The sequence below is a fragment of the Streptomyces sp. NPDC004111 genome (genome assembly GCF_042874215.1).
Classification (GTDB): Bacteria; Actinomycetota; Actinomycetes; order Streptomycetales; family Streptomycetaceae; genus Streptomyces.
Genome location: NZ_JBIAMU010000029.1, coordinates 50427 through 73129, shown reverse-complemented (window position 1 = coordinate 73129; position 22703 = coordinate 50427). Strand labels below are relative to the sequence as shown.

19 protein-coding genes and 2 tRNA genes are annotated in these 22703 nt (G+C 72.2%); 4 read left to right on the top strand and 17 right to left on the bottom strand.

What is annotated here, in order from left to right:
• Positions 1–390: 390 nt before the first annotated feature.
• From ACFYVL_RS39885 to leuS, 3 genes are all read right to left on the bottom strand, one after another.
• Positions 391–1236, bottom strand: coding sequence for a DegV family protein (locus tag ACFYVL_RS39885; RefSeq protein WP_389254104.1), 846 nt, complete (start codon positions 1234–1236; stop codon positions 391–393).
• Between the two features lie 409 nt (positions 1237–1645).
• On the bottom strand, positions 1646–2434 hold the full coding sequence (locus ACFYVL_RS39880) for a hypothetical protein (RefSeq protein WP_389254102.1): 789 nt from the start codon (positions 2432–2434) through the stop codon (positions 1646–1648).
• A gap of 198 nt (positions 2435–2632) precedes the next feature.
• Positions 2633–5509, bottom strand: a complete 2877-nt coding sequence (leuS, locus tag ACFYVL_RS39875; RefSeq protein WP_389254100.1) for a leucine--tRNA ligase — start codon at positions 5507–5509, stop codon at positions 2633–2635.
• 412 nt (positions 5510–5921) lie between these two features.
• On the opposite strand from leuS, the gene ACFYVL_RS39870 reads away from it, so the two are divergent.
• Together ACFYVL_RS39870 and ACFYVL_RS39865 are read left to right on the top strand one after the other, a co-directional pair.
• Positions 5922–6707, top strand: coding sequence for a hypothetical protein (locus tag ACFYVL_RS39870; protein WP_389254098.1), 786 nt, complete (start codon positions 5922–5924; stop codon positions 6705–6707).
• Positions 6704–8320, top strand: coding sequence for a ferredoxin (locus tag ACFYVL_RS39865; protein ID WP_389254095.1), 1617 nt, complete (start codon positions 6704–6706; stop codon positions 8318–8320). The genes ACFYVL_RS39870 and ACFYVL_RS39865 overlap by 4 nt, the downstream gene beginning before the upstream one ends.
• Before the next feature lie 46 nt (positions 8321–8366).
• Here ACFYVL_RS39865 and ACFYVL_RS39860 read toward each other — a convergent pair.
• Positions 8367–8439: transfer RNA gene (locus ACFYVL_RS39860), tRNA-Ala, on the bottom strand.
• 207 nt (positions 8440–8646) lie between these two features.
• Between ACFYVL_RS39860 and ACFYVL_RS39855 the strand changes: the two genes are divergently transcribed.
• Positions 8647–9840 (top strand): glycosyltransferase 87 family protein, encoded by a 1194-nt coding sequence (locus tag ACFYVL_RS39855; protein ID WP_389254183.1) that lies wholly within the window; start codon positions 8647–8649, stop codon positions 9838–9840.
• On the opposite strand, the gene ACFYVL_RS39850 is transcribed toward ACFYVL_RS39855, so the two are convergent.
• From ACFYVL_RS39850 to ACFYVL_RS39820, 7 genes are all read right to left on the bottom strand, one after another.
• A complete protein-coding gene (locus ACFYVL_RS39850) occupies positions 9819–10052 on the bottom strand; it encodes a hypothetical protein (RefSeq protein ID WP_185026367.1) in 234 nt (77 codons plus the stop codon). The two genes, ACFYVL_RS39855 and ACFYVL_RS39850, sit on opposite strands and share 22 nt — an antisense overlap.
• A gap of 108 nt (positions 10053–10160) precedes the next feature.
• Positions 10161–10233: transfer RNA gene (locus ACFYVL_RS39845), tRNA-Ala, on the bottom strand.
• Positions 10234–10379: 146 nt separating this feature from the next.
• The gene (locus ACFYVL_RS39840) at positions 10380–11045 is read right to left on the bottom strand and encodes a histidine phosphatase family protein (RefSeq protein ID WP_389254181.1); all 666 of its coding nucleotides are present in this window, start codon (positions 11043–11045) and stop codon (positions 10380–10382) included.
• Positions 11042–11485 (bottom strand): ribosome silencing factor, encoded by a 444-nt coding sequence (gene rsfS, locus ACFYVL_RS39835; RefSeq protein ID WP_389254093.1) that lies wholly within the window; start codon positions 11483–11485, stop codon positions 11042–11044. Before rsfS ends, ACFYVL_RS39840 begins: the two co-directional genes overlap by 4 nt.
• A gap of 124 nt (positions 11486–11609) precedes the next feature.
• Positions 11610–13370, bottom strand: coding sequence for a LytR C-terminal domain-containing protein (locus tag ACFYVL_RS39830; RefSeq protein ID WP_389254091.1), 1761 nt, complete (start codon positions 13368–13370; stop codon positions 11610–11612).
• Positions 13371–13417: 47 nt separating this feature from the next.
• Complete coding sequence (gene nadD, locus ACFYVL_RS39825) at positions 13418–14059, bottom strand: nicotinate-nucleotide adenylyltransferase (protein ID WP_389254089.1); 642 nt, start codon at positions 14057–14059, stop codon at positions 13418–13420.
• A 50-nt stretch (positions 14060–14109) separates the two neighbouring features.
• Positions 14110–14277, bottom strand: a complete 168-nt coding sequence (locus ACFYVL_RS39820; protein WP_389254088.1) for a hypothetical protein — start codon at positions 14275–14277, stop codon at positions 14110–14112.
• A gap of 221 nt (positions 14278–14498) precedes the next feature.
• Between ACFYVL_RS39820 and ACFYVL_RS39815 the strand changes: the two genes are divergently transcribed.
• Positions 14499–15614, top strand: coding sequence for a M48 family metallopeptidase (locus ACFYVL_RS39815; protein ID WP_389254086.1), 1116 nt, complete (start codon positions 14499–14501; stop codon positions 15612–15614).
• 70 nt (positions 15615–15684) lie between these two features.
• Here ACFYVL_RS39815 and ACFYVL_RS39810 read toward each other — a convergent pair whose 3' ends face one another.
• From ACFYVL_RS39810 to galE, 6 genes are all read right to left on the bottom strand, one after another.
• Positions 15685–16815: a hypothetical protein gene (locus ACFYVL_RS39810; RefSeq protein WP_389254084.1), complete on the bottom strand. Its 1131-nt coding sequence runs from the start codon at positions 16813–16815 to the stop codon at positions 15685–15687.
• 235 nt (positions 16816–17050) lie between these two features.
• The gene (locus ACFYVL_RS39805; RefSeq protein ID WP_389254082.1) at positions 17051–17686 is read right to left on the bottom strand and encodes a hypothetical protein; all 636 of its coding nucleotides are present in this window, start codon (positions 17684–17686) and stop codon (positions 17051–17053) included.
• A 132-nt stretch (positions 17687–17818) separates the two neighbouring features.
• Positions 17819–19126, bottom strand: coding sequence for a glutamate-5-semialdehyde dehydrogenase (locus ACFYVL_RS39800; protein WP_389254079.1), 1308 nt, complete (start codon positions 19124–19126; stop codon positions 17819–17821).
• A gap of 350 nt (positions 19127–19476) precedes the next feature.
• Entirely contained in the window at positions 19477–20049 is a 573-nt protein-coding gene (locus tag ACFYVL_RS39795; RefSeq protein WP_389254077.1) for a hypothetical protein, read from the bottom strand.
• A gap of 172 nt (positions 20050–20221) precedes the next feature.
• Positions 20222–21310 (bottom strand): glutamate 5-kinase, encoded by a 1089-nt coding sequence (proB, locus tag ACFYVL_RS39790; RefSeq protein ID WP_389254179.1) that lies wholly within the window; start codon positions 21308–21310, stop codon positions 20222–20224.
• Positions 21311–21601: 291 nt separating this feature from the next.
• Positions 21602–22576: a UDP-glucose 4-epimerase GalE gene (gene galE / locus ACFYVL_RS39785; RefSeq protein WP_389254075.1), complete on the bottom strand. Its 975-nt coding sequence runs from the start codon at positions 22574–22576 to the stop codon at positions 21602–21604.
• Positions 22577–22703 lie beyond the last annotated feature (127 nt).

The following is a 22703-nucleotide window of genomic DNA, read 5'->3' as shown; positions in this document are numbered from 1 at the left end:
CACCGCCCGAGCCGCCGCGGCAGGTGCCGCCCACACCCGCGACATCGCCGCGGGCAGCGCCGGCAGCACGGGCAGCGCGAAGAGCGCGTCCGCCCGCCGCCGGTACACGGCGGCTGCGGCTGCCGCGGCGGCAGTCCCGCGTCTGCCGCGCCTGAGCCCCGGCGAAGTTCGTTGCCTCGCAACCGAGTTCGGACGCGGGGCGGAGAAGAAGGTCCGACCGGGCGCACGGCCCGGTCCTGTCGTTTCGTTGCGTGATCGAAGAGCCATGTGCCCGACGGTAGGCACATCGGCGCAGTCCCGCTGATCTTGGTCAATTCCTGTGGAAAAGCCGCGAGTTGTGGATAACTCGACCACCCGTTGGGGTGAAGATCCAGGAACGGGGAACTCCGCTCAGCGCGGCGAGACCACTGCCCCCAGCAGTCCGGGCCCGGTGTGCGCACCGATCACCGCGCCCACCTCGCTGACATGGAGGTCGGCCAGGTCCGGCACTCGTTCCCGCAGCCGCTGGGCCAGGGTGTCGGCCCGCTCGGGTGCTGCCAGGTGGTGCACGGCGATGTCCACCCGCCGCCCGCCGGCCCGCTCGACGACGAGTTCCTCCAGCCGGGCGATCGCCCGCGAAGCCGTACGCACCTTCTCCAGCATCTCGATCCGCCCGTCGTCGAGCGCGAGGAGGGGCTTCACCGCGAGGGCCGAGCCCAGCAGCGCCTGCGCGGCACCGATCCGGCCGCCGCGGCGCAGGTAGTCCAGGGTGTCGACGTAGAAGTACGCGGCCGTCTCCTCGGCGCGCTTCTCCGCGGCGGCGACCGCCTCGTCGGCCGAGCCGCCCGCCTCGGCCACCTCGGCCGCGGACAGGGCGCAGAAACCGAGGGCCATGGCGACCATCCCGGTGTCCACCACCCGCACCGGCACGGGGGCCTCGCGCGCCGCGAGGACGGCCGCGTCGTACGTGCCGGACAGCTCGGCGGGCAGGTGGAGCGAGACGATCGCGGTGGCCCCCGCCTCGGCCGCCGCGCGGTAGGTCGCCGCGAACATGTCGGGGCTCGGCCGCGAGGTGGTCACCGAACGGCGCTTCTGCAGCGCCTGGGCCAGCGAACGGGCGGAGATCTCGGTGCCCTCTTCCAGGGCCTGGTCGCCGAGTACCACGGTCAGTGGCACCGCAGTGATGCCGTGCCGCTCCATCGTCGGGGGCGGCAGGTAAGCCGTTGAATCGGTGACGATCGCGACATGGCGTGACATGTAGCGGGAGGTTACCCGCAGGCGAAGTCCGACGGCAGTCCGGCCCCTCCCAACCGGCCACGGAACGCCGGGCGGCCTACCGTCGACCACTGCCACGACCGCCACAGATCAGGTCCGCGCCCTGTTCCGCCCCCTGCGCGGCGGCCCCGCGAGGGGCTCACCTCATCGGCGGTACGGGGCTCACATCCGGGCGCAGCGCCCACCGTGACGCACAGGGGTCGCGCTCGGCCGCACACCCGCCCCGCACGCATACCGGCAGGTCAGCACGGTTGGGGCCCGCACTGCCTCGGTCCCAGGAGCCGGGCCCGTACGACATCGGTCGGTCAGCACGACCGGTCAGCACCGTCAGTCAGCACAGCCAGCGATCTCCCGGCACACGACGCTCGCGCCCGGGTGGCAAACCCCGGACTCAGGTCGTGCTCTCGGGCCTGGGCGCCTTCTGCCACGGGTAGGCGGTCTGTCGCTGCGGGTCCCGGGCGGTGATCGCCTGCGGCCCGGAGTCGGCGGCCCTGTCCTTCTCGGCGGCGGACGCACCGCCCGCGGGCGCCCCGGCACCGGACGCCCCGGGGGTCACGTCGTCGCTCACCTCGGCCCAGGTCCGCGCGGGCCCCTGAGCGGCCGGCCCGGCCCCCCGGGCCTCGTCCGGTTCCACCGCGTCCCAGTGCCGCAGCGCGCCCGACTCCATCCGGATCTGCTCGCTCAGGGTGGCCAGGTCGTCGTCGGCGAACTTCCTCGCCCGGTCCCGCACCGCCCAGCGCAGCGAGTCCGCGGACTGCACGACCTGTTCGGTACGGTCGCGCAGCTCGGGCATGCGCTCGGCGGCCCGCGACTTGTCCGGGTCCCGCTCCAGCCTGCGCAGCTCGTCGTCCAGCTGGTGGCCGTACTCGCTCAGCCGCTCGAAGAGGGCGACCGACTCCGACAGCGAGGCGTCCGCGGTGATACCCGTGGCCAGCGCCTCCTGGGTGGCCCTCATGGAGGTGCGCAGCGACAGGCGCAGCTGCGCGAGCTCGCCGCCCATGCCCACCTGTCCGTAGCTCTTGGCCCGCAGGGTGGTGTCCTCGACCGTGCGCCTGGCCTGGGTGATGGTGCGGTCCACACCGCGCTTGGCGGCGCCGACGGCCTTCACGGTGACGTACACCCCCAGCCCCACGAAGGCGAAGAACAGCAGCGCCATGATCAGGATGACGACAGCTTCCATGACGCCCCTCCGCGGTAGGACTGAACGAGCAAATGATTGGGCCTGCCCTCCCACCGTAAACGGAGCGGGCAGGCCGAAGGTTCCATCGGAACCCCCAACCTGCCCGTAGGGGAAAGCCCTCAGCCACTCCTGCGGCGACCGCGCGAAACCGCCCTGATCACGTGTTCCAGGACATTCCCGGGGCCGCCGGACCTGCTGTTACGCAGGGACGATGTTCACCAGCTTCGGCGCCCGCACGATCACCTTGCGGATGCCCGCTCCGCCCAGCGCGGCGACGACGGCGGGGTCGGCCAGGGCCAGCTTCTCCAGTTCCTCGTCGCCGATCGACGGCGAGATCTCCAGGCGCGCCTTGACCTTGCCCTTGACCTGGACGACGCAGGTCACCGTCTCGTCCACGACGTACGCCGGGTCGGCGACGGGGAAGTCCTGGTGCACAACGGAGTCCGTGTGGCCCAGCTTGCGCCACAGCTCCTCGGCGATGTGCGGGGCCAGCGGCGCGACCAGCAGGACCAGCGGCTCGGCCACGGAACGGGAGACGGGCGCGCCCGCCTTCGTCAGGTGGTTGTTCAGCTCGGTGATCTTCGCGATCGCCGTGTTGAACCGCATCCCGGCCATGTCCTGGCCGACGCCGTCGATCGCCTTGTGCAGGGCGCGCAGCGTGTCCTCGTCCGGTGCGGTGTCGACGACGCTGCTCTCCCCCGTGGTCTCGTCGACGACGTTGCGCCACAGCCGCTGCAGCAGCCGGTACTGGCCGACGACCGCGCGGGTGTCCCACGGGCGCGAGACGTCCAGCGGGCCCATGGCCATCTCGTACAGGCGCAGGGTGTCCGCGCCGTACTCGGCGGAGATCTCGTCCGGCGTGACCGCGTTCTTCAGCGACTTGCCCATCTTGCCCAGGACGCGGCTTACCTTCTCGCCCTGGTAGTAGAAGCCGCCGTCGCGCTCCTCGACCTCGGCCGCGGGCACGGCGATGCCCCGGGCGTCGCGGTAGACGAACGCCTGGATCATGCCCTGGTTGTACAGCTTGTGGAACGGCTCGCTGGACGAGACGTGGCCCAGGTCGAACAGCACCTTCGACCAGAAACGGGCGTACAGCAGGTGCAGCACCGCGTGCTCGGCTCCGCCGACGTACAGGTCGACGCCACCGTGCGGCATGCCTTCGCGGGGGCCCATCCAGTACTGCTCGACGGCCGGGTCGACCAGCTTCTCGCTGTTGTGCGGGTCCAGGTAGCGCATTTCGTACCAGCAGGAACCGGCCCAGTTGGGCATGGTGTTGGTCTCGCGGCGGTACTTCTTGGGGCCGTCGCCCAGGTCCAGGGTGACGTTCACCCAGTCCTGGTTGCGCGACAGCGGCGTCTCGGGCTGCGCGGTGGCGTCCTCGGGGTCGAAGGTGCGCGGCGAGTAGTCCTCGACCTCGGGCAGCTCCAGCGGCAGCATCGACTCGGGCAGCGAGTGGGCGACGCCGTCCTCGTCGTAGACGATCGGGAAGGGCTCGCCCCAGTAGCGCTGGCGGCTGAACAGCCAGTCGCGCAGCCGGAAGTTGACCGTGCCCTCGCCGATGCCCCGGGCGGCCAGCCACTCGGTGATCCGCGCCTTGGCGTCGACCACGCCCAGGCCGTCCAGCGACAGCACGTCGTTCGCGGAGTTGACCAGCTTCGCCTCGTACGAGGCGAAGGCGTCGTCCCACTCGGCCGGGTCCAGCGAGCGCCCGTCGGACGGCTCGACGACACAGCGCATCGGCAGCTCGAAGGCGCGCGCGAAGGCGAAGTCACGGCTGTCGTGCGCGGGCACGGCCATGATGGCGCCGGTGCCGTAGCCCATCAGCACGTAGTCCGCGATGAAAACGGGGACCTGGTCCCCACTTACCGGGTTGGTCGCGAAAGCACCGGTGAAGACGCCGGTCTTGTCCTTGGCCTCGGCCTGCCGCTCCACGTCGGACTTGGCGGCGGCCTGCTTGCGGTACGCGGCCACGGCCTCGGCCGGAGTGGCGTGCCCACCGGTCCATACGTCGTGGGTGCCCTCGGGCCAGGCGGCCGGGACGATGTCCTCCACCAGGTCGTGCTCGGGCGCCAGCACCATGTAGGTGGCGCCGAACAGGGTGTCCTGGCGGGTGGTGAAGACGGTGATGGTCCCTGCGTCGCCGACGGCGAAGTCGACGCGGGCGCCCTCGCTGCGGCCGATCCAGTTGCGCTGCTGCAGCTTGATCGCCTCGGGCCAGTCCAGGCCCTCCAGGTCGTCGATCAGACGGTCCGCGTAGGCGGTGATGCGCATGTTCCACTGGCGCAGCTTTGCCTTGAACACGGGGAAGTTGCCGCGCTCGGACCGGCCGTCCGCGGTCACCTCCTCGTTGGCCAGCACGGTGCCCAGTCCCGGCGCCCAGTTCACCGGGGCATCCGAGGCGTACGCCAGCCGGTACTCGCTCAGCACCTCGGCGCGCTCGGCGGCCGTCAGCTCGCTCCACGCGCGCGTGCCCTCGACGGCGCGCTCACCGCTCTCGAACTGGGCGACCAGTTCGGTGATCGGGCGGGCCCTGCGCGCGTCGGCGTCGTACCAGGAGTTGAAGATCTGGACGAAGATCCACTGCGTCCACTTGTAGTACTCGGGGTCGATCGTCGCGAACGAGCGGCGCTTGTCGTGCCCCAGGCCCAGCCGGCGCAGCTGGATCTTCATGTTGGCCATGTTGGCCTCGGTGGAGGTGCGCGGGTGCGTACCGGTCTGCACCGCGTACTGCTCGGCGGGCAGGCCGAAGGCGTCGAAGCCCAGCGTGTGCAGGACATTGTGGCCCGTCATGCGCTGGTGGCGGGCGTATACGTCGGTGGCGATGTAGCCCAGCGGGTGGCCGACGTGCAGGCCCGCGCCCGAGGGGTACGGGAACATGTCCATGATGAACTTCTTGGGCTTGGCGGCCAGCTCCGCGTCACCCGACAGGTCCCCGTCGCCCGGGTTCGGCGCCTCGTAGGTGCCTTCGGCGTCCCAGAAGTCCTGCCAGCGTGCCTCGATGTCGGCGGCCATGGCCGCCGTGTAGCGGTGCGCGGCGGCCACCTCGGCAGCGGCAGCGGAATTCGTCTCGCTCATGTTTTTGAAGCTCCATCGATTCGTCTCTGCCCACGGAAATGAAAAAACCCCTCGCACAGGAGGGGACGCCGCGCCGATGCCGACCAGGTTCTCCACCGGTCGGTACTGATCAGCGCGGCTCGATAAGCAGAAGGCGTACGGCACGCATGGCGTCAGGGTACCGCAGGGCCTGTGCGGGCCGCATCGAGCCTGTCGGGCAGGGACCGGCGGCAGCACGAGAGGCCAGGAAACGAACCGGGAAACCCGCGGCCGGTCCAGCCGCCGCGAAACGGCCCGTCCCGCGCGCAGCGCGGACCGTACCCGCCCCCGCCACCCGCGCGACGGCGAACCGCCAAACCTCCCACCACCCTGCACCGCCCCGCCTAGCCTCCCGCCACGGGACCACATTCCCGACCCCCGGAGTCCACCCCCCATGAACGCTGCACACCCGAACCCGGCACGCCCCGGGAAGCGAAAGAGCTCCCGCCCGCTGCCGCGTCTCCTGCTGACCGCGGCCGTAGCACTGCTGCCGCTGCTCGCCCTCCTCGGCGGCGACGGCCTGCGCGCCGCCCTCGACTTCACCAGCGGAGTCCTGACCCTTGTGTCGCTCACCGCGGCCGTCGCCTGGGGCCTGCTGGCCACCGACCGGCTGCTGCTGCGGCCCCGGCACCGTCTGATCGCCCAGGCAGTGCACCGGGCGACCGCCGCCGCCTCCCTGGGTTTCCTGCTGCTGCACCTCACGGTGAAGGTCTCCCTCAGCCACACGTCCCTGACGGCGGCGCTGGTGCCGTTCGCGGGCGGCGGCTCCGCGACGGCCGTGCTCGTCGGGTTCGGCTCGCTGGCCGGCCTGCTGATGGTGGTGGCCGCCGCCACGGGCGCCCTGCGCAGCGCCTTCGCCACCCCGGGCAACGTCCCGGGCCGCTGGCGCACGCTGCACATGCTGGCCTACCCCGCCTGGTGCGCGGCGCTGCTGCACGGCCTGTTCACCGGCCGGCCCGCCGACACCTGGGTCGTCACGATGTACGCCCTGTGCCTGTCCTCCGTGACCGCGGCACTGTCCCTGCGGCTGCTTCCGGCCCGCTTCAAGAAACGCATCGTCGCCCGCACGTTGCAGCCGTCCCCCGGCACGCCGCGACAGCGCCTCCCGCTCACCGGCGGGCCGCGCTCCGGCCCTCCCTCGCCCCGGCACGCCCACACCCCCACAGGAGACCGACGTTGAACGCCCGCGACCCCCACAGCGCGCACCCCACCCGCAACGCCCCGCTCCCCGACGTCCCGCACGTGATCACCGTCGGGCTCCCGCACCTCACAGCGGGCTTCGACCTCGCGGCCCGGCTCGATCTCACCACCCACCTCAAGGTCCACGGCCCCCTCGCCCCCGTCACCGGCGAGCACCTGGCGTCGCTCGCCGAGGACGTCTCGCTGCAGGGCCGGGGAGGTGCGGGCTTCCCCTTCGCCCGGAAGTTACGGGCCGTTGCCGAGGCCTCCGCCCGGCGCGGCGCGCTGCCCGTGGTCGTCGTCAACGCGAGCGAGGGCGAACCGGCCTGCCGCAAGGACACCGTGCTGCTCAACCGGGCCCCGCACCTCGTCCTGGACGGAGCGCTGCTGGCCGCCGAGGCGCTCGGCGCCCGCACCCTGTACGTCGCCGTCACCCGCGACTCCACCGAGGCGTCGGTGCGGGACGCCTTCGCCGAGCGCGGGCTGTCGGACCGGCGGCTGCGCAACCGCGGGATCCGCGCGCTGGTGCTACGTACGCCCGAGCGCATGGTCACCGGTGAGGCGTCCGCGGTGATCCGGGCCGCCAACGGGGGCCCCGCCCTGCCGGCCGGACGCCGTGAACGCGCCGCCGAGTCCGGTGTCGCGGGCGCCCCGACGCTGCTCTCCAACGCCGAGACGTACGCGCAGCTCGCCGTCGCCGCCCGCCTCGGACCGCAGCGCTACTCCCGCACCGGCCTCCCCGACGAGCCCGGCACCGTCCTGCTGACCCTGTCCGGGGCGGTTCCCCAGCCGCTGGTCCTGGAGGTCCCCTCCGGCGTCCCGCTGGGGCATGTACTGCAACTGGCCGGGGCCCCGCCCGTCCCCCAGGGCGTCCTCACCGGCGGCTACCACGGCAGCTGGATCGACGCGTACGCCGCGCACGACGCCGCCGTCTCCCGCGCCTCGCTGGCCGCCTTCGGAGGGGCGCTCGGCGCGGGCGCGCTGCTGCCGATCGGCCAGGAGACCTGCCCCCTGGGCGAGTCCCTGCGCGTCGCGAACTGGCTGGCCGCCGAAACCGCCGGGCAGTGCGGTCCCTGCAAGCTGGGCCTGCCGGCCGCCGCGGGCAGCCTCTCCGACGTTCTGGACGGAGGCGGCCAGGCGGCGCTGGAGAGGCTTCGCGAGACGACGCGCGCGGCGCGGGGGCGGGGCGCCTGCAAACACCCCGACGGTTCGGTGCGCTTCCTGCTGTCCACCCTGAACGCCTTCACGGACGACCTGGCGGCCCACGTCCTGGGCGGCGGCTGTGGGCGCCCCACGACCGGTGTCCTGCCCCTCCCGGGCCCCGCCGCGCGCTCCTCCGCCTCCGGGCGGGGTGTTCCCAGCGGCGAGAAGCTGGCCGTCGACTGGACGCTGTGCCAGGGGCACGGCCTGTGCGCGGACGTCGTCCCGGAACTGATCCGGCTCGGCAACGACGGTTATCCCGCTCTCGCGGACGCCGCCGTACCGCTGCACCTGCGGGCCCGTGCGCAGCGCGCGGTCCGCCGCTGCCCGGCGCTCGCGCTGCGCGTGGAGTCCGCCCCCGCCGAACGCCCGGCCGCTCCCGCTCGCAGGGCGCTCGACCGGCGCCGGGGCTGAACACGAAGAAGCGGGCCGTCCGACGGGCGGGCCCGCTTCTTGTCTGTGGAGCTAAGGAGAATTGAACTCCTGACCTCCTGCATGCCATGCAGGCGCTCTACCAACTGAGCTATAGCCCCGTGCTGTGCACTTCGTGTCGTTCTCCGTGGTCTCCCCCGGCGACATCGCCAACTTTAGACGGTGGATCGCCGCATCACCAAATCCCTTTCTCCACCCCTCTCCGAGCCCCCGACTGCAACCTCTCCGTGACGCTAACGTCACTGCACGTGACCGTTTCTTTCGTTGAGCAGCTCGCCACCGCCCGCACCGGCCGCGCCTCGCGCCGGATGCTCACCGCGGGGGCCGTCTGCCTGCTGTCCTTCGCCGCTTTCTGGACCGCGCAGCGGCTCGCCGAGGTCTCGATGATCGACCTGAGCGTCTACCGCGCGGAGGGCGCGACCGTCCTCGCGGGCGGTGACCTCTACGCGATGCGGGCCACCGCCGCACACCTGCCGACGACGTATCCGCCCTTCGCGGCGCTGCTGTTCACTCCGCTTCCACTGCTGGACACCGGTCTGGTGCGCACGCTCGCCACCGCCGGCAATCTCGGGCTGCTGCTCGCCCTGGTGCATCTGTCGCTCAGGCTGATCTGCGACGCCGGGCCGGCCGTCACCCTGTGGGTGGCGTCGGCCGCCGTCTGGTGCGAGCCGGTCTGGACGACGCTGCGCTACGGGCAGGTCAATCTGGCTCTGGCGGTCGTCGTGCTGTGGGATCTGACCCGCCACGACCGGCACCGCTGGGCGGGCGTGGGCATCGGTCTGGCCGCGGCGGTGAAACTCACGCCCGGCCTCTTCGTCGTCTTCCTGCTTCTCACGGGGCTTCTTCGGGCCGCTCGCGGCGGCTCGTGGCGGTGCGGCGACAACCCCTGGCTGCGGCGGGCCGCCGTGGCTGGTGCCGCGTTCCTCGCCGCCACCGCCGCCTCGGCCCTACTGCTGCCCGCCGACTCGTGGAACTTCTGGACGCGCACGCTCTTCGAGTCCGCGCGGGTCGGCAATGTTGAGGACACCGCCAATCAGTCCCTCGGGGGCCTTCTCGCCCGCCTGCTGCACACCGGGGAGCCGGGAGCGCCGTGGGCCGTCTGCGCGGCGCTGGTGGCGCTTGTGGGGCTGTACTCGGCGGCCGACGCGGCGCTGCGGGGCGAACGCGCCCGTGCGGCGCTGACATGTGCCGTGACGGCCCTGCTCGTCAGTCCGATCTCGTGGTCGCACCACTGGGTGTGGTGCGTGCCGCTGCTGCTGTTCCTCGCCACCGGGGCCCTGGACGGCGGACGAGGGCGCCGTGCGGCCCTCTGCGCTGCCGGGGTCGTGTTCTTCTCGTACGCGCTGTGGGCCGTGCCGCACGGAAAGGCGGCGCGCCCGGAACTTCACCAGAGTCTCGGGGAGTTCGCCCTGTCGGCCCTCTACCCGGCGCTCGGCCTCGCGTTCGTGCTGGCCGGCGTTCTCCGGTCGCTGCTGCGGACTCAGGCCCTGGCGAAGGAGTAGAACCTCTTCAGCGTGCAGTGTTCGTCGAGCAGCCGGCCGTAGATCGGCTCGCCCTCCAGCTCGCGGTAGGTCTCGATCGGATCGCCTTTTATGATCAGCGCCCGCGCACACTCCTCGCACCAGTACTGGTACTCGGAGTTGACCGGTTCCATGTCGCGGACGATCGGTGTGCCACTGCCGCACCAGTCGCATTTCCGCCTGTGCGCGCCCATCGTCCCCTCCCCTGCCGCGGTCGCCCCCTCCGGCGGTCGATTCTGTCACGGCTCCGCAAGAGGGACAGCAAAAGATCCCGCCCCCTGACGGGGACGGGATCCTGATTGTGGAGCTAAGGAGAATTGAACTCCTGACCTCCTGCATGCCATGCAGGCGCTCTACCAACTGAGCTATAGCCCCGCGTGTTCTCGGTGCTGTGCGGATGTTTCCCGCTCTGCGCTGCGAACAAGAAGAACTCTAGCCTGCGACCTGCCGGAAAGTGAAATCCGGGCCGGCCGCCGCCCGGGGAACCTCCCGGCGGAGTGCCGGGAGCGTTGCCGGACGGCTCAGTCGTCGTCCCCGAGCACGGGTTCCGGGAGCGTCCCGGCGTTGTGCTCCATGAGCCGCCAGCCGCGGGCGCCCTCGCCGAGGACGGACCAGCAGCAGTTGGACAGGCCGCCGAGGCCCTCCCAGTGGTGCGACTCCAGGCCGAGGAGACGGCCGATGGTGGTGCGGATGGTGCCGCCGTGGCTGACGACCACGAGGGTGCCGCCGTCGGCGAGCTTGTCGGCGTGCGCCAGGACGACGGGAGCCGCCCGGTCGGCGACCTCGGTCTCCAGTTCGCCGCCGCCTCGCCGCACGGGCTCGCCGCGCTTCCACGCCGCGTACTGGTCGCCGTACTGCGCGACGATCTCCTCGTGGGTGAGGCCCTGCCAGGCGCCCGCGTACGTCTCGCGCAGGGCCGCGTCGTGCGTCACGTCGAGACCCGTGAGGGCGGCCAGTTCACCGGCCGTGCGCGCCGCCCTCTTGAGGTCGGAGGCGACGATGGCGTCCGGCTTCAGCGAAGCGAGCAGCCGGGCCGCCCGGCGGGCCTGCGCCACACCGGTGTCCGTCAGCTCGATGTCCGTACTGCCCTGGAAGCGCCGCTCCAGGTTCCAGGAGGTCTGGCCGTGCCGCCACAGGACTATGCGGCGGCCCCTGGTCGCCGTGCTGCCGCTCTTCCCGCCGTTCAGAACAGGTCCCCTTCTCCGTCCAGCTCACCCGCGGGGTTCAGCTTGGCGTGCTCCTCGGCCTTGCCGCGGGTCTTCACCGCGTCCTCGGGCAGGGCGATCTCGGGGCAGTCCTTCCACAGGCGCTCCAGCGCGTAGTAGACGCGCTCCTCGCTGTGCTGGACGTGCACCACGATGTCGACGTAGTCGAGGAGGATCCAGCGGGCCTCGCGGTCGCCCTCGCGGCGGACCGGCTTGGCGCCGAGCTCCTTGTTGAGCTTCTCCTCGATCTCGTCGACGATCGACTTGACCTGGCGGTCGTTGGGCGCGGAGGCCAGCAGGAAGGCGTCCGTGATGGACAGCACGTCGCTGACGTCGTAGGCGATGATGTCGTGCGCGAGCCGGTCGGCGGCCGCCTGTGCGGCGGCGTTGATGAGCTCGATGGAACGGTCAGTGGCGGTCACAAGCAGGCTTTCGTCGGCGGTCGGTGATTACCACAAGGGTCTCATGTGAGGCCGCCGTGCCCCGCCGGAGTTTTCCGGCGGGGCGAGGAGCGGTACGGCCCGCTGCCGTGCGGGGCGCCGGTGCCTACTGCGACGCGGGCACCTTGTAGTCCTGGCCGAGGATCACCGAGACCTCGGCGTTCGGCGCCGCCGTTCCCTTGGCGACGGCGGTCGCCGGCAGGCCCAGGGTCTTGGCGACCTCTTCCGCCTTCGCCTTCTGTGCCGCGTCGGCGTAGGTGACCCTGGAGGCCGCGGCCGCGGTGGCCGTGCCCGCGTCGGCGAACGAGTAGCCGCCGTTGACCAGGGCGATCCTCGCGGCCTCGGTGGCGGCCTGCTTCCCGCTGGCGTTGCGCACCCCCACCCGTACGGCGTCGCCCTGGTCGGGGGCGGTGGCGGTGCCGCCGAGGACGGTCTTGACCACCGTGTCCGACTCGCTGACCCGGCCGTCCGTGCGGACCGGCAGCGCGACCGTGCGGTAGGCGCCCTTCTTGGCGTGCTCGGCGAGCTTGGCCAGGGAGCCGGCGAGGGACTGTTCGGTGAGCGACGGGTCGAGGATCAGCGCGAGGCTCTTGACGGTGACCGCCGCCGCCTTCGGGTCGTCCGAGATCTTCTTGAGCACTCCCTGCATGACCGCGCCGAACCGGGCGAGCTGTTTGGCCTCGGGCTCGCCGGGTGCGCGGTAGGTGGAGTACGCGACGGCCATCCGGCCGCTGAGGTTCTGCTGGGAGCCCTTGTTCACCAGGGGGGCGGCGCCCTTCTGGGTGTCGGGGACGGCGGTGTCGGTGTCGATGGCGATGCCGCTGACCAGCTCGACGAGGTTCTCCAGGTAGGGGGTGTCCAGCCGCCAGGTGCCGCCGATGCTGGTGCCGAGGGCGGTGCCCAGGGACTCGCGGGTGCCGGAGCCGCCGTCGACCTCGACGGACTTGGCGAGGGTGGTGGCGACGCCGTTGTCGTCGGCGAGGGAGAGCGCGTTGGGCACCAGGACGGTGGTGCCCTGGCGGGTGGTGGTGTTGTCGACGAGCAGCACGGTGGAGGTCATGCCGGGCTTGTCGGTGTTGTGCAGGTGCAGGGCGATGACGTCGCGCTTCTGGGCGCCGGACGCCACCGGCGCCTCGCTCTTGTCCGACCCCATGCCGGGGAGGCTGTCGGTGTACCAGAGGTAGCCGAGGCCGCCCACCACGACGAGAGCGAGGGCGACGCCGAGGGCCACCACCCGGGAGCGGCCGCGGCGCTTGGCCTCCTCGCGGCGCTCGGTGCGGCTCTCGGAGAACTTCAGCCAGTCGATGACGTCTTCGGAGTTCTCGTCCGGTTCCTCGACGAAGGAGAACTGCTCGGTGGCGTACTCGCCCTCGCCGGAGCGGCGGCGGCCGGGAACGTCGGGTTCCTGCGTCTTCGGGTCCGCCTCGGGGCGCTCCGGGCGGGGTGCCTGCTGCTGCCCGGGGATCCGCTGCGGTTCGGGGGCCTGCCGTGGTTCGGGGGCGGGCGCCTGCTGCGGAATCCACTGCTGCTGCACGCCGGTGTCGTAGCCGTACCCGTTGTCGGGGTGCGGCGCCGTCTGCTGTTGCTGTTGCTGTTGCTGCGAGTACTGCCCGCCGTACGGGTCGTAGGCGGCGGGCTGCTGCGGCTGCTGCTGCGTGTACGGGTCGTAGCCGTACGACTGCTGCGCCGGCGACTGCTGCTGTTGTTGCTGCTGGGCGTACGGGTCGTACTGCGACTGCTCAGGCTGCTGCTGCGCGGCCTGCTGGTACACCGGCTGTCCGTAGGCGTCGTAGCCGATGATCTCCGGCTGCTGCTGCGCGTACGGATCGTGCGCGTACGGGTCGTACGGGTTCTGGCGGTCGTTCACCGGTGCCCCATTTCCGTGCTGCTCCTGCTGCTGGGTGCCGCTTGCCGTCAGTCCCGGTACAGCTCGCGCTTGTCGATGTAGCGGACCACGCCGTCGGGCACCAGGTACCAGACCGGGTCGCCCGCGCTCACGCGCGCGCGGCAGTCCGTCGAGGAGATCGCGAGGGCGGGCACTTCCACCAGCGAGACCCCGTCCTCGGGCAGCCCGTCGGACGTCAGGTCGTGTCCGGGGCGGGTGACCCCGATGAAGTGGGCGAGGGCGAAGAGTTCCTCGGCGTTGCGCCAGGTGAGGATCTGGGAGAGCGCGTCGGCACCGGTGATGAAGAACAGGTCCGCGTCGGCGTTGTCCGCGCGCAGGTCCCGCAGGGTGTCGATGGTGTACGTCGGGCCGCCGCGGTCGATGTCGATGCGGCTGACCGAGAACTGCGGGTTGGACGCGGTCGCGATGACCGTCATCAGGTAGCGGTCCTCGGCCGGCGTGACCAGTTTGTGGCTCTTCTGCCACGGCTGCCCGGTCGGTACGAAGACCACCTCGTCGAGGTGGAACAGCGCGGCCACCTCACTGGCGGCCACCAGGTGGCCGTGGTGGATCGGGTCGAACGTGCCGCCCATGACGCCGATGCGGCGCTTGCCCGCGCCTTCCGCGCTGCTCCCGCCGGCCGGACCGGAGGGTGTTACCTGCTCTCCCATGCGTGCAGACCCTACTGGCCCGTGTGCCCGGCCCGGTTCCCCGGTCCGGTTCAGCGGTCCCGGTTGAAGCGGGTGGTGATCCACAGCAACAGCATCAGCGCGATGAACGCACCGCCGCCGGTGACGAGGGGGCTGAGCGAGGCGTGCTGGTCGACGTGCTCGCCCGCTTCGCCGGAGGCGAGGGTCACGAGCTGGGAGGCGGTCTGGTGGAGGCTCATCTTCGGCGGACCTATCGGGAGACGTCGGGGGAGACTTCGGCAACATCGTATGCGGCCCGTGCGGGCACGCTCACGCCGACTCGGTCGTTGAGGCGATATCGGCCCCCGGGCAACCGGCCCGGACGGGGTGGCGTCAGCACAGGAGAGGTTCCGGGGCGCCCCCTCTAGGCTGGGGCCGTCCGGGGGACGGGACATGTCTCGTACGAGAGCAGGGGTCTTTCATGACAGACGGCAATCACGAGCAGGGGCAGGACAGCGGGCAGGGGGGCGCGGGCGACGGGCAGGAGCGGCTGCCCGGACGGCAGCGCAGGCGCTTCCCCGGAATCTCCTCGCGGGCGTACGAGCACCCGGCGGACCGCTCCGCACTGGTGGCGCTGCGCAAGCTGAGCGGTTTCGACACGGTCTTCAAGGCGCTGAGCGGTCTGCTGCCCGAGCGCAGTCTGCGGCTGTTGTTCCTGTCGGACTCGGTGCGGGTGAGCGACGAGCAGTTCGCGCACCTGAACTCGATGCTGCGGGACGCCTGTTACATCCTGGACCTGGAGAAGGTCCCGGCGATGTACGTCACGCAGGACCCGAAGCCCAACGCGATGTGCATCGGTCTCGACGAGCCGATCATCGTGGTGACGACGGGGCTGGTGGAACTGCTGGACGAGGAGGAGATGCGGGCCGTCGTCGGGCACGAGGTCGGGCACGCGCTGTCCGGGCACTCGGTGTACCGCACGATCCTGCTGTTCCTGACGAGTCTGGCGCTGAAGGTCGCGTGGATTCCGCTGGGCAACATCGCGATCATGGCGATCATCACGGCACTGCGGGAGTGGTTCCGCAAGTCGGAGCTCTCGGCCGACCGGGCGGGGCTGCTGGTGGGCCAGGACCTCCAGGCGTCGATGCGCGGCCTGATGAAGATCGCGGGCGGCAACCACCTGCACGAGATGAACGTGGACGCGTTCCTCAAGCAGGCGGAGGAGTACGAGGCGGGCGGCGATCTGCGCGACTCGGTACTGAAGATCATGAACGTGCTGCCGCGGTCGCACCCGTTCACCACCGTGCGGGCGGCGGAGCTGAAGAAGTGGTCCGAGAGCCGGGACTACCAGCGGATCATGGACGGCCACTACCCGCGGCGCAGCGAGGACAAGGACACCTCGGTGACGGACTCCTTCAAGGAGTCGGCGTCGCACTACGCGGACACGGTCCGCACCAGCAAGGACCCGCTGATGAAGCTGGTCGGGGACCTGGCCGGCGGGGCCGGGGACCTGGGGACCAAGCTGCGGGACAAGTTCGGCGGCGGCAACGGCTCCGCGCCCGGGTCCGGCTCCGGGTCCGGCGGGGACGGAGCCTGAGGCTTCGGCCCGCCGGCCGGGCGGGGTGGGGAGCGGGCCTGGCCACGCCCCTCCCCCGCCTTCGGGCCGGTCAGCGGGCCGGGGCGGCCCCGGGCATCGCCGTGGGCGCGAGGGTGCCGCAGACGGTTCCGGTGGCCGCTCCCGTGGCGTAGGGGTCGGTGCCCGTCCCGGCGACCGGGGCGGCGGGCGGCTGCTGGCCCGCCAGCAGCGGGCTCCAGGACTGCGGTACGGCGGGGTCGGAGCTCGCGCCGCAGGCCTGCGGGCCGCCGACCGCGTACGAACTGAGCAGTTCGGTGCGGTGGCGGCGCAGGTCCTCGGCGTCGTACCGGAAGTGCAGTTCGCGCCGCACGGTGAACAGCGAGGCCCCGTCGGCCCGTTCGCGGCCGGTGCGGGCCGCGGGGCGCAGCGGGTAGACGAAGGTGTGGTCGGTGATCACGTCGAGGATGTCCGGGCCGACCTCGGCGGCGCGCAGGGTGCCGTTGGCGCGGACGCCGCCCGCCAGGGAGACCCTGGTGGGGTCGAAGCGGACCAGCCAGCCGCCCGCGCCGGGGACCTCGCCGCTGCGCACCGCCTGCGAGGACGCGAAACCGGCGTCGTACTGGTCCAGTTGGTCGGGGTCCAGGAGCAGGCGTACGGGGCGGACGGCGCCGCCGGTCAGTACGCCGGGGTCGACGGACGACTCGACCAGGTAGTCCTTGGCGATGGTCAGGGCCGCCAGCACCTGGCTCTCGGAGAAGTGGTCAGTGCTGCGGGCCACGGGTAACTGGATGCCTTCGGCGCCGGTGCCGAACTGGGCGGCCGGGCTGTGCTCGAAGAGGTCCTCGGGCGTCCCGCCGGGCACCCTGCCCCGGGGCGCCAGCGGTACGACGGTCGCGCGCAGGGCTTCGGGGCGGCGGTCGGAGGTGGCCGCGGCGGGATCCCGTACGCCCATGTAGACGGCCGTGCCGAAGGCGAGGACGACGAGCAGCACCAGCAGCATGACCTGTCTGCGGCTGTTGCCCGGGACGGCGGACCCGGGCGGCGGGGGAAGGATGCGGACGGCAGGGGCGTGGTCCCCGGCCCGTTCCGAGGCGGAGTACTCCTGGAGCCGGGCAGCCCTGACGAACGATTCGTCGAAGACGACGGACCGGTAGTCGTCGTCACCACTGTTGGGGAGGCCCTCGGGTGGGGTGCCCTCGGGCGGTTCCGATCGACCTGCCATCGCTTCTCCCTGAGCACTGGGCCCTGCGGCGGGGAGAGGAGTCTCCCTATCAGAGTAGGTCGCGGGAAGCGAAGGTAAACGCCCCGATACGGCAGAACTTCGGCGGAACTCGGCCGTATTCAAGGGGCGTTGGAGGTTTCGCCCGGGGAATCGCGCGGTCCGGACGGTGCGGGCGGGGCTCCGGGCCGTCCGGGCGGTCAGGGGGTGCGGTCGGGACTCCGGGCCGTCCGGAGGGTCAGGGGGTGCGGGGCTGGGCGGAGACGGCCGGCGCCGTGTATTCCGCGGAGGCCGACGGGCCGCCGCCCGGCGTCGGCCCGCCACCCGGCCGGCCCTCCGTACCGGTGTCCCGGCCGGTGTCGGCGCCGGCCTCCGTGCCGCCCGTGGGGGTGTCGACGCCGGAGGACGCCGGTGGTGGCGCCTGTCCGTCGCGGCTTCCCGAGGCGCCCCGGTAGACGGCGGCGAAGGCGAAGGCCACCATGCCGATGCCCATCAGCAGGGCGAGCAGCCAGGCGACGGGGCGGTGCCAGCGGGCGGAGTTGCGGTAGGGGCGCAGGGCGCCGCCGTACCGTCCGTACGGCCCGGAAAAGGTCTCCGTGCCGTCCGCGCCGTCGTCGGGCAGCGGGGTCCCGCGGGCGTCGTACGGCCCGTCGTCGGGGGGCCTCCGGCCCGCCCAGCCGCGGGCGGCCTCCGCGTCGGCGCGCGCCTGGGCGGCGGCCAACAGCCGCTCCGCCGCGCTCGGTTCATGAATTTCGGCGGCTTTGACGAAGTCCTCGTCGAATACCACGGAGGCGAAGTCCTCGTCCGCGCCCCCGCGGTCGTCGTCGGGCTCCCAGCCATCCGGGAACGGCTTGCCCTCCACGTCGTCCGGCACCCGTTCAGCGTAGACCCGGGAGGTCGTTTTGGGCAGGGAACGGACGGAGCGCGCGGACCTCGCGCGCTCCGTGCCGGCCCGTGTGCGCCGTGCGCCTGTGCGGCGGGCGCCGGTGGCCGTGGCCCGTGAGGGTCAGCGCACGTGGCCGTCGCCGGTGACGATGTACTTCGTCGACGTCAGTTCGGGCAGTCCCATCGGCCCGCGCGCGTGCAGCTTCTGCGTGGAGATGCCGATCTCGGCCCCGAAGCCGAACTGGCCGCCGTCGGTGAAGCGGGTGGAGGCGTTGACCGTGACGGTCGTGGAGTCGACGAGCTGGGTGAAGCGGCGGGCGGCGGCCTGCGAGGTGGTGACGATGGCCTCGGTGTGCCCGGAGGACCAGCGGCGGATGTGCGCGACGGCGTCGTCGAGGGAGCCCACGACGGCCGCCGCGATGTCGTACGAGAGGTACTCGGTCTCCCAGTCGGCCTCGACGGCGGGCACGACGGTGGCCTTCGTGTCCCGGGCGTGCGCGAGGACCTCGGGGTCGGCGTGCACGGTGACGCCCGCCTCGGCGAGTGCGTCGAGGGCACGCGGCAGGAAGGCGTCCGCGATGTCCCGGTGGACGAGGAGGGTCTCGGCGGCGTTGCAGACGCTGACCCGGTGCGCCTTGGAGTTGACGAGGATGTCGACGGCCGTGTCGAGGTCGGCCTGTCCGTCGACGTAGACGTGGCAGTTGCCGGTGCCGGTCTCGATGACGGGGACGGTGGATTCCTCGACGACGGTACGGATCAGGGAGGCGCCGCCGCGCGGGATGAGCACGTCCACCAGGCCGCGGGCGCGCATCAGTTCACGTACCGATTCACGGGACTCGCCGGGGACGAGCTGGACGGCGTCGGCGGGCAGTCCGGCCCCCTCGATCGCGTCGCGGACGACGGTCACGAGCGCGGTGTTGGAGGCGTACGCGGAGGAGGAGCCGCGCAGCAGTACCGCGTTGCCCGACTTGAGGCACAGTGCGGCGGCGTCGACGGTGACGTTGGGGCGGGCCTCGTAGATGATGCCGACCACGCCGAGCGGGACGCGCACCTGGCGCAGGTCGATGCCGTTGGGCAGGGTCGAGCCGCGCACGACCTCGCCGACCGGGTCGGGCAGCGCCGCCACGTCGCGCACGTCGGAGGCGATGGCGCGCACCCGCTCGGGGGTGAGGGTGAGCCGGTCGACGACGGAGTCGGCGGTCCCCGCCTCGCGGGCGCGCGCGACGTCCTGGCCGTTGGCGGCGACGATCTCGTCCGTGCGGGCGAGCAGTGCGTCGGCCACGGCGAGCAGGGCCGCGTCCTTGACGGCGCGCGGCAGCGGCGCGAGCACGGCGGCGGCCTCACGGGCCCGGGAGGCGGCGGCGAGGACCGGGGAGGGGCCTTCGGCGGCGTCGGCTGTGGCGTCGGCGGGAGCGGTGTGCGAGGTCATGCCCGCAGGGTAATCCCGCGCCAGGGGCGTCCGTCCGCCGTCCCGGACTCCGAGACGGCGGCTTCCGCGCCGTACCCACGGCGCACGCGGGACCGCAGGCCGTCGGTCGGCAGGGCTGTCCGTACGAGGGCCGGCACGGCTGCCCCTCCCCGTACGAGGGCGGGTGCGCTGCCCGTACGCACCGTTCTGACAGGCAGGGGTACGGGTTCCGGTGTCCGCGCCGGGACCTGCGCGGGTGTGATCCCGGAGGCGGGCGCGGGCGCGAGGACCGGCGCGGAAGGCCGTGCTCGGGTCGTCGCGGAGGCGGGAGCGAGGACCGGCGCGGGACTTTGCGTGCCCGCGTGCGCCGGTCAGTACGGGTGTACGCCGACGGGTGCGGCGGGCGGCGGTCCGTATCCCTCGGCGACGCGCTGGTGGTAGGTGTCGCGGTCGATGACCTCCAGGCCGACGATCTCCCACGGCGGCAGCTGCGCGGTCGAGCGGTGTTCGCCCCACAGCCGCAGGGCGACGGCCGCCGCGTCGTGCAGGTCGCGGGCCTCTTCCCAGTAGCGGATCTCCGCGTGGTCGCCGGCGTAGCGGCTGGTCAGCAGGAACGGGTGGTCGTGGGCGAGCTGTTCGAGGCCGCGCCTGACCTCCTTGAGGGGCGTTTCGGTGCCGGAGACGCTGAGCGTGATGTACCAGAGGCGGGACGCCTCGGGTTCGGGCCGCACGGGGCCGCCGCGGGTCTCCGGGCTGCCCGGGGTGCCGGCGCCGCCGGGTCCGGCCGGTCCGCCCTGGTTCTGCGCGTCGTCGGTGACGCTGCCGTTCGCCCCGTCCTGGTGGCCGCCCTCCCCGCCGTCGTCGAAGTCCGCGCCCGCCCCGACGCTCGTCAAGGCTCGCTCGGCTGTCCCTCGGGGCGGCGCCCCCGGGCGCGCTCGTCTCACCGGCGGCCTCCTGATGCGTTTGTGTGCTGTACCCCCGTAACAGAGTTGACCAGTCCTGGGCCGGATGCGGGGGGTTTTCCGGAAGGTCTCCACCGGGAGGCTGGACTTTCGGCCGTTTCGTGGACGCTGGTGGAGTGTTCGGGGAGGCTTCGTCCGCTTCGCCCCCCGGCGGTCAGTGGTGGAGCAGAACCAGGTCGTCGCGGTGCACGACCTCGCGTTCGTAGGCGGGTCCGAGTTCGCGGGCGAGGTCGCGGGTGGACCTGCCGAGGAGTTGGGGGAGTTCTTTCGCGTCGAAGTTGACGAGTCCGCGGGCGACGGCGCGGCCGGTGGCGTCGCGCAGTTCGACGGGGTCGCCCGCGCCGAAGTCGCCCTCCACGGCGGCGATTCCGGCGGGCAGCAGCGAGGTGCGCCGCTCGACGACCGCGCGCACCGCCCCGTCGTCGAGGGTGAGGGCGCCCTGCGGGGTGGAGGCGTGTGCGAGCCAGAGCAGCCGGTCGGCGCTGCGGCGTCCGGTGCGGTGGAAGTAGGTACCGGTGTCGCGCCCGGCGAGGGCGTCGGCGGCGTGGCTTGCGGAGGTGAGGACGACGGGGATGCCCGCGGCGGCGGCGATGCGGGCGGCCTCGACCTTGGTGACCATGCCGCCGGTGCCGACGCCCGCCTTTCCGGCGCTGCCGATCTGGACGTGGGCGATGTCCTCGGGTCCGGAGACCTCGGTGATGCGGGTGGTCCCGGGCTTGGCCGGATCTCCGTCGTACAGGCCGTCGACATCCGAAAGAAGGACCAGGAGATCGGCGCGGACAAGGTGGGCGACCAGGGCGGCGAGGCGGTCGTTGTCGCCGAAGCGGATCTCGTCCGTGGCGACGGTGTCGTTCTCGTTGACGATCGGCAGTGCGCCCATCGCGAGGAGCTGGTCGAGGGTGCGGTAGGCGTTGCGGTAGTGGGCGCGGCGGCTGGTGTCGGTGCCGGTGAGCAGGACCTGGCCGACGCGCACGCCGTAGCGGGCGAAGGAGGCGGTGTACCTGGCTACCAGCAGCCCCTGGCCGACGCTGGCCGCGGCCTGCTGGCGGGCCAGGTCCTTGGGGCGGCGGTGCAGGCCGAGGGGGGCGAGTCCGGCGGCGATGGCGCCGGAGGAGACGAGGACGACCTCGCGCGCTCCGCCGGCCCTGACCTTGGCGAGTACGTCGACGAGGGCGTCGACCCGGTCGGCGTCGAGGCCGCCGGCCGCGGTGGTCAGGGAGGAGGAGCCGACCTTGACGACCACTCTGCGGGCGTCGGTGACGGCCTGCCGGGCGGCTGCGCCCGGTTGCTTCGACTGACTGCTTGCCCCTGCCACGTGCGTGCGTCCCCTTGGTGTGGTGCGGTGGTGCGTCCTGCGCAATGTACGTGAGGGCGGCCCGGGTCCGCTGCGGGGTTCTGGTCCGCGAGACGGGGCGGGCGGGCGCGGGGCGGGCAGTGCAGACACGGTGCGGGCACGGCAGGGGAAAGACGCCGGGCCCCACCGTGTGGTGGGGCCCGGGGCGGAGGGTTGGGTGGGGCGGCTGCCCTTACGGGGTCAGGGCCGGGGGTGGCGGTGGCGCCAGCCGGCCCAGGCGGACTCGACCATGTCGCGCACCGAGTGCTGCGCCTTCCAGTCGAGCTCCGTGCCGATCCGGTCCGCCGCTGCCACGACCCGGGCGGGGTCGCCCGCACGCCGCGGCGCGACTTCGGCCTTGACGTCGGTGCGGCCGCTGACCTCGCGGATGAGGTCGATCATCTCGGCGACGGAGACGCCCTCGCCCTTGCCGATGTTGAGGATGAGCTGGGCGTCGGGGTCGGCGACCAGCTTGCGGGCGGCGGCGACGTGCGCGGAGGCGATGTCGGCGACGTGGATGTAGTCGCGGACGCAGGTGCCGTCGGGCGTCGGGTAGTCGTCACCGAAGATCAGCGGCGCCCGGTTGGCGTCGATCCGCTCGAACACCATCGGGACGAGGTTGAAGACGCCGGGGTCGCCCAGTTCGGGGGACGCGGCACCGGCGACGTTGAAGTAGCGCATGCAGGCGGTGGCCATGCCGTGCGCCCTGCCGACCGCTCCCACCATCCACTCGCCGGCCAGCTTGGTCTCGCCGTACGGGCTCATGGGCAGGCAGGGGGTGTCCTCGGTGACCAGCTCGACGTCGGGCATTCCGTATACGGCGGCGGAGGAGGAGAAAAGGAACTGTGCGACGCCGGCGGCGACGGACGCTTCCAGAACGGTCTGAAGACCGACCACGTTCTCGCGGTAATAGAACAGCGGCCGCTCCACGGACTCGCCGACCTGCTTCTTGGCGGCGATGTGCACCACGCCGGTGATGCCGTGCCGCTGGAGTACGCCGTCGAGCAGCGTGCGGTCGAGCACGGAGCCGCGCTCCAGCGGAACGCCGGACGGAATCCGGCTCTCGGCTCCGGTACTCAGGTCGTCCAGCACAACGACGTTTTCACCGCCGTCGACGAGCGCCTTTACCACGTGTGAACCGATGTATCCCGCACCGCCAGTTACCAGCCAAGTCATAGAGGCACTATACAGAGACGCAATGATCACTGATCAGGGCATCTCTGGGCAGGGACTGGGCGGCTTCGTCCGTAGGCTAGCCTGGCCGGGACTGTGGAAATCCTCCGGACCCTTCAGTCGGGGTTCA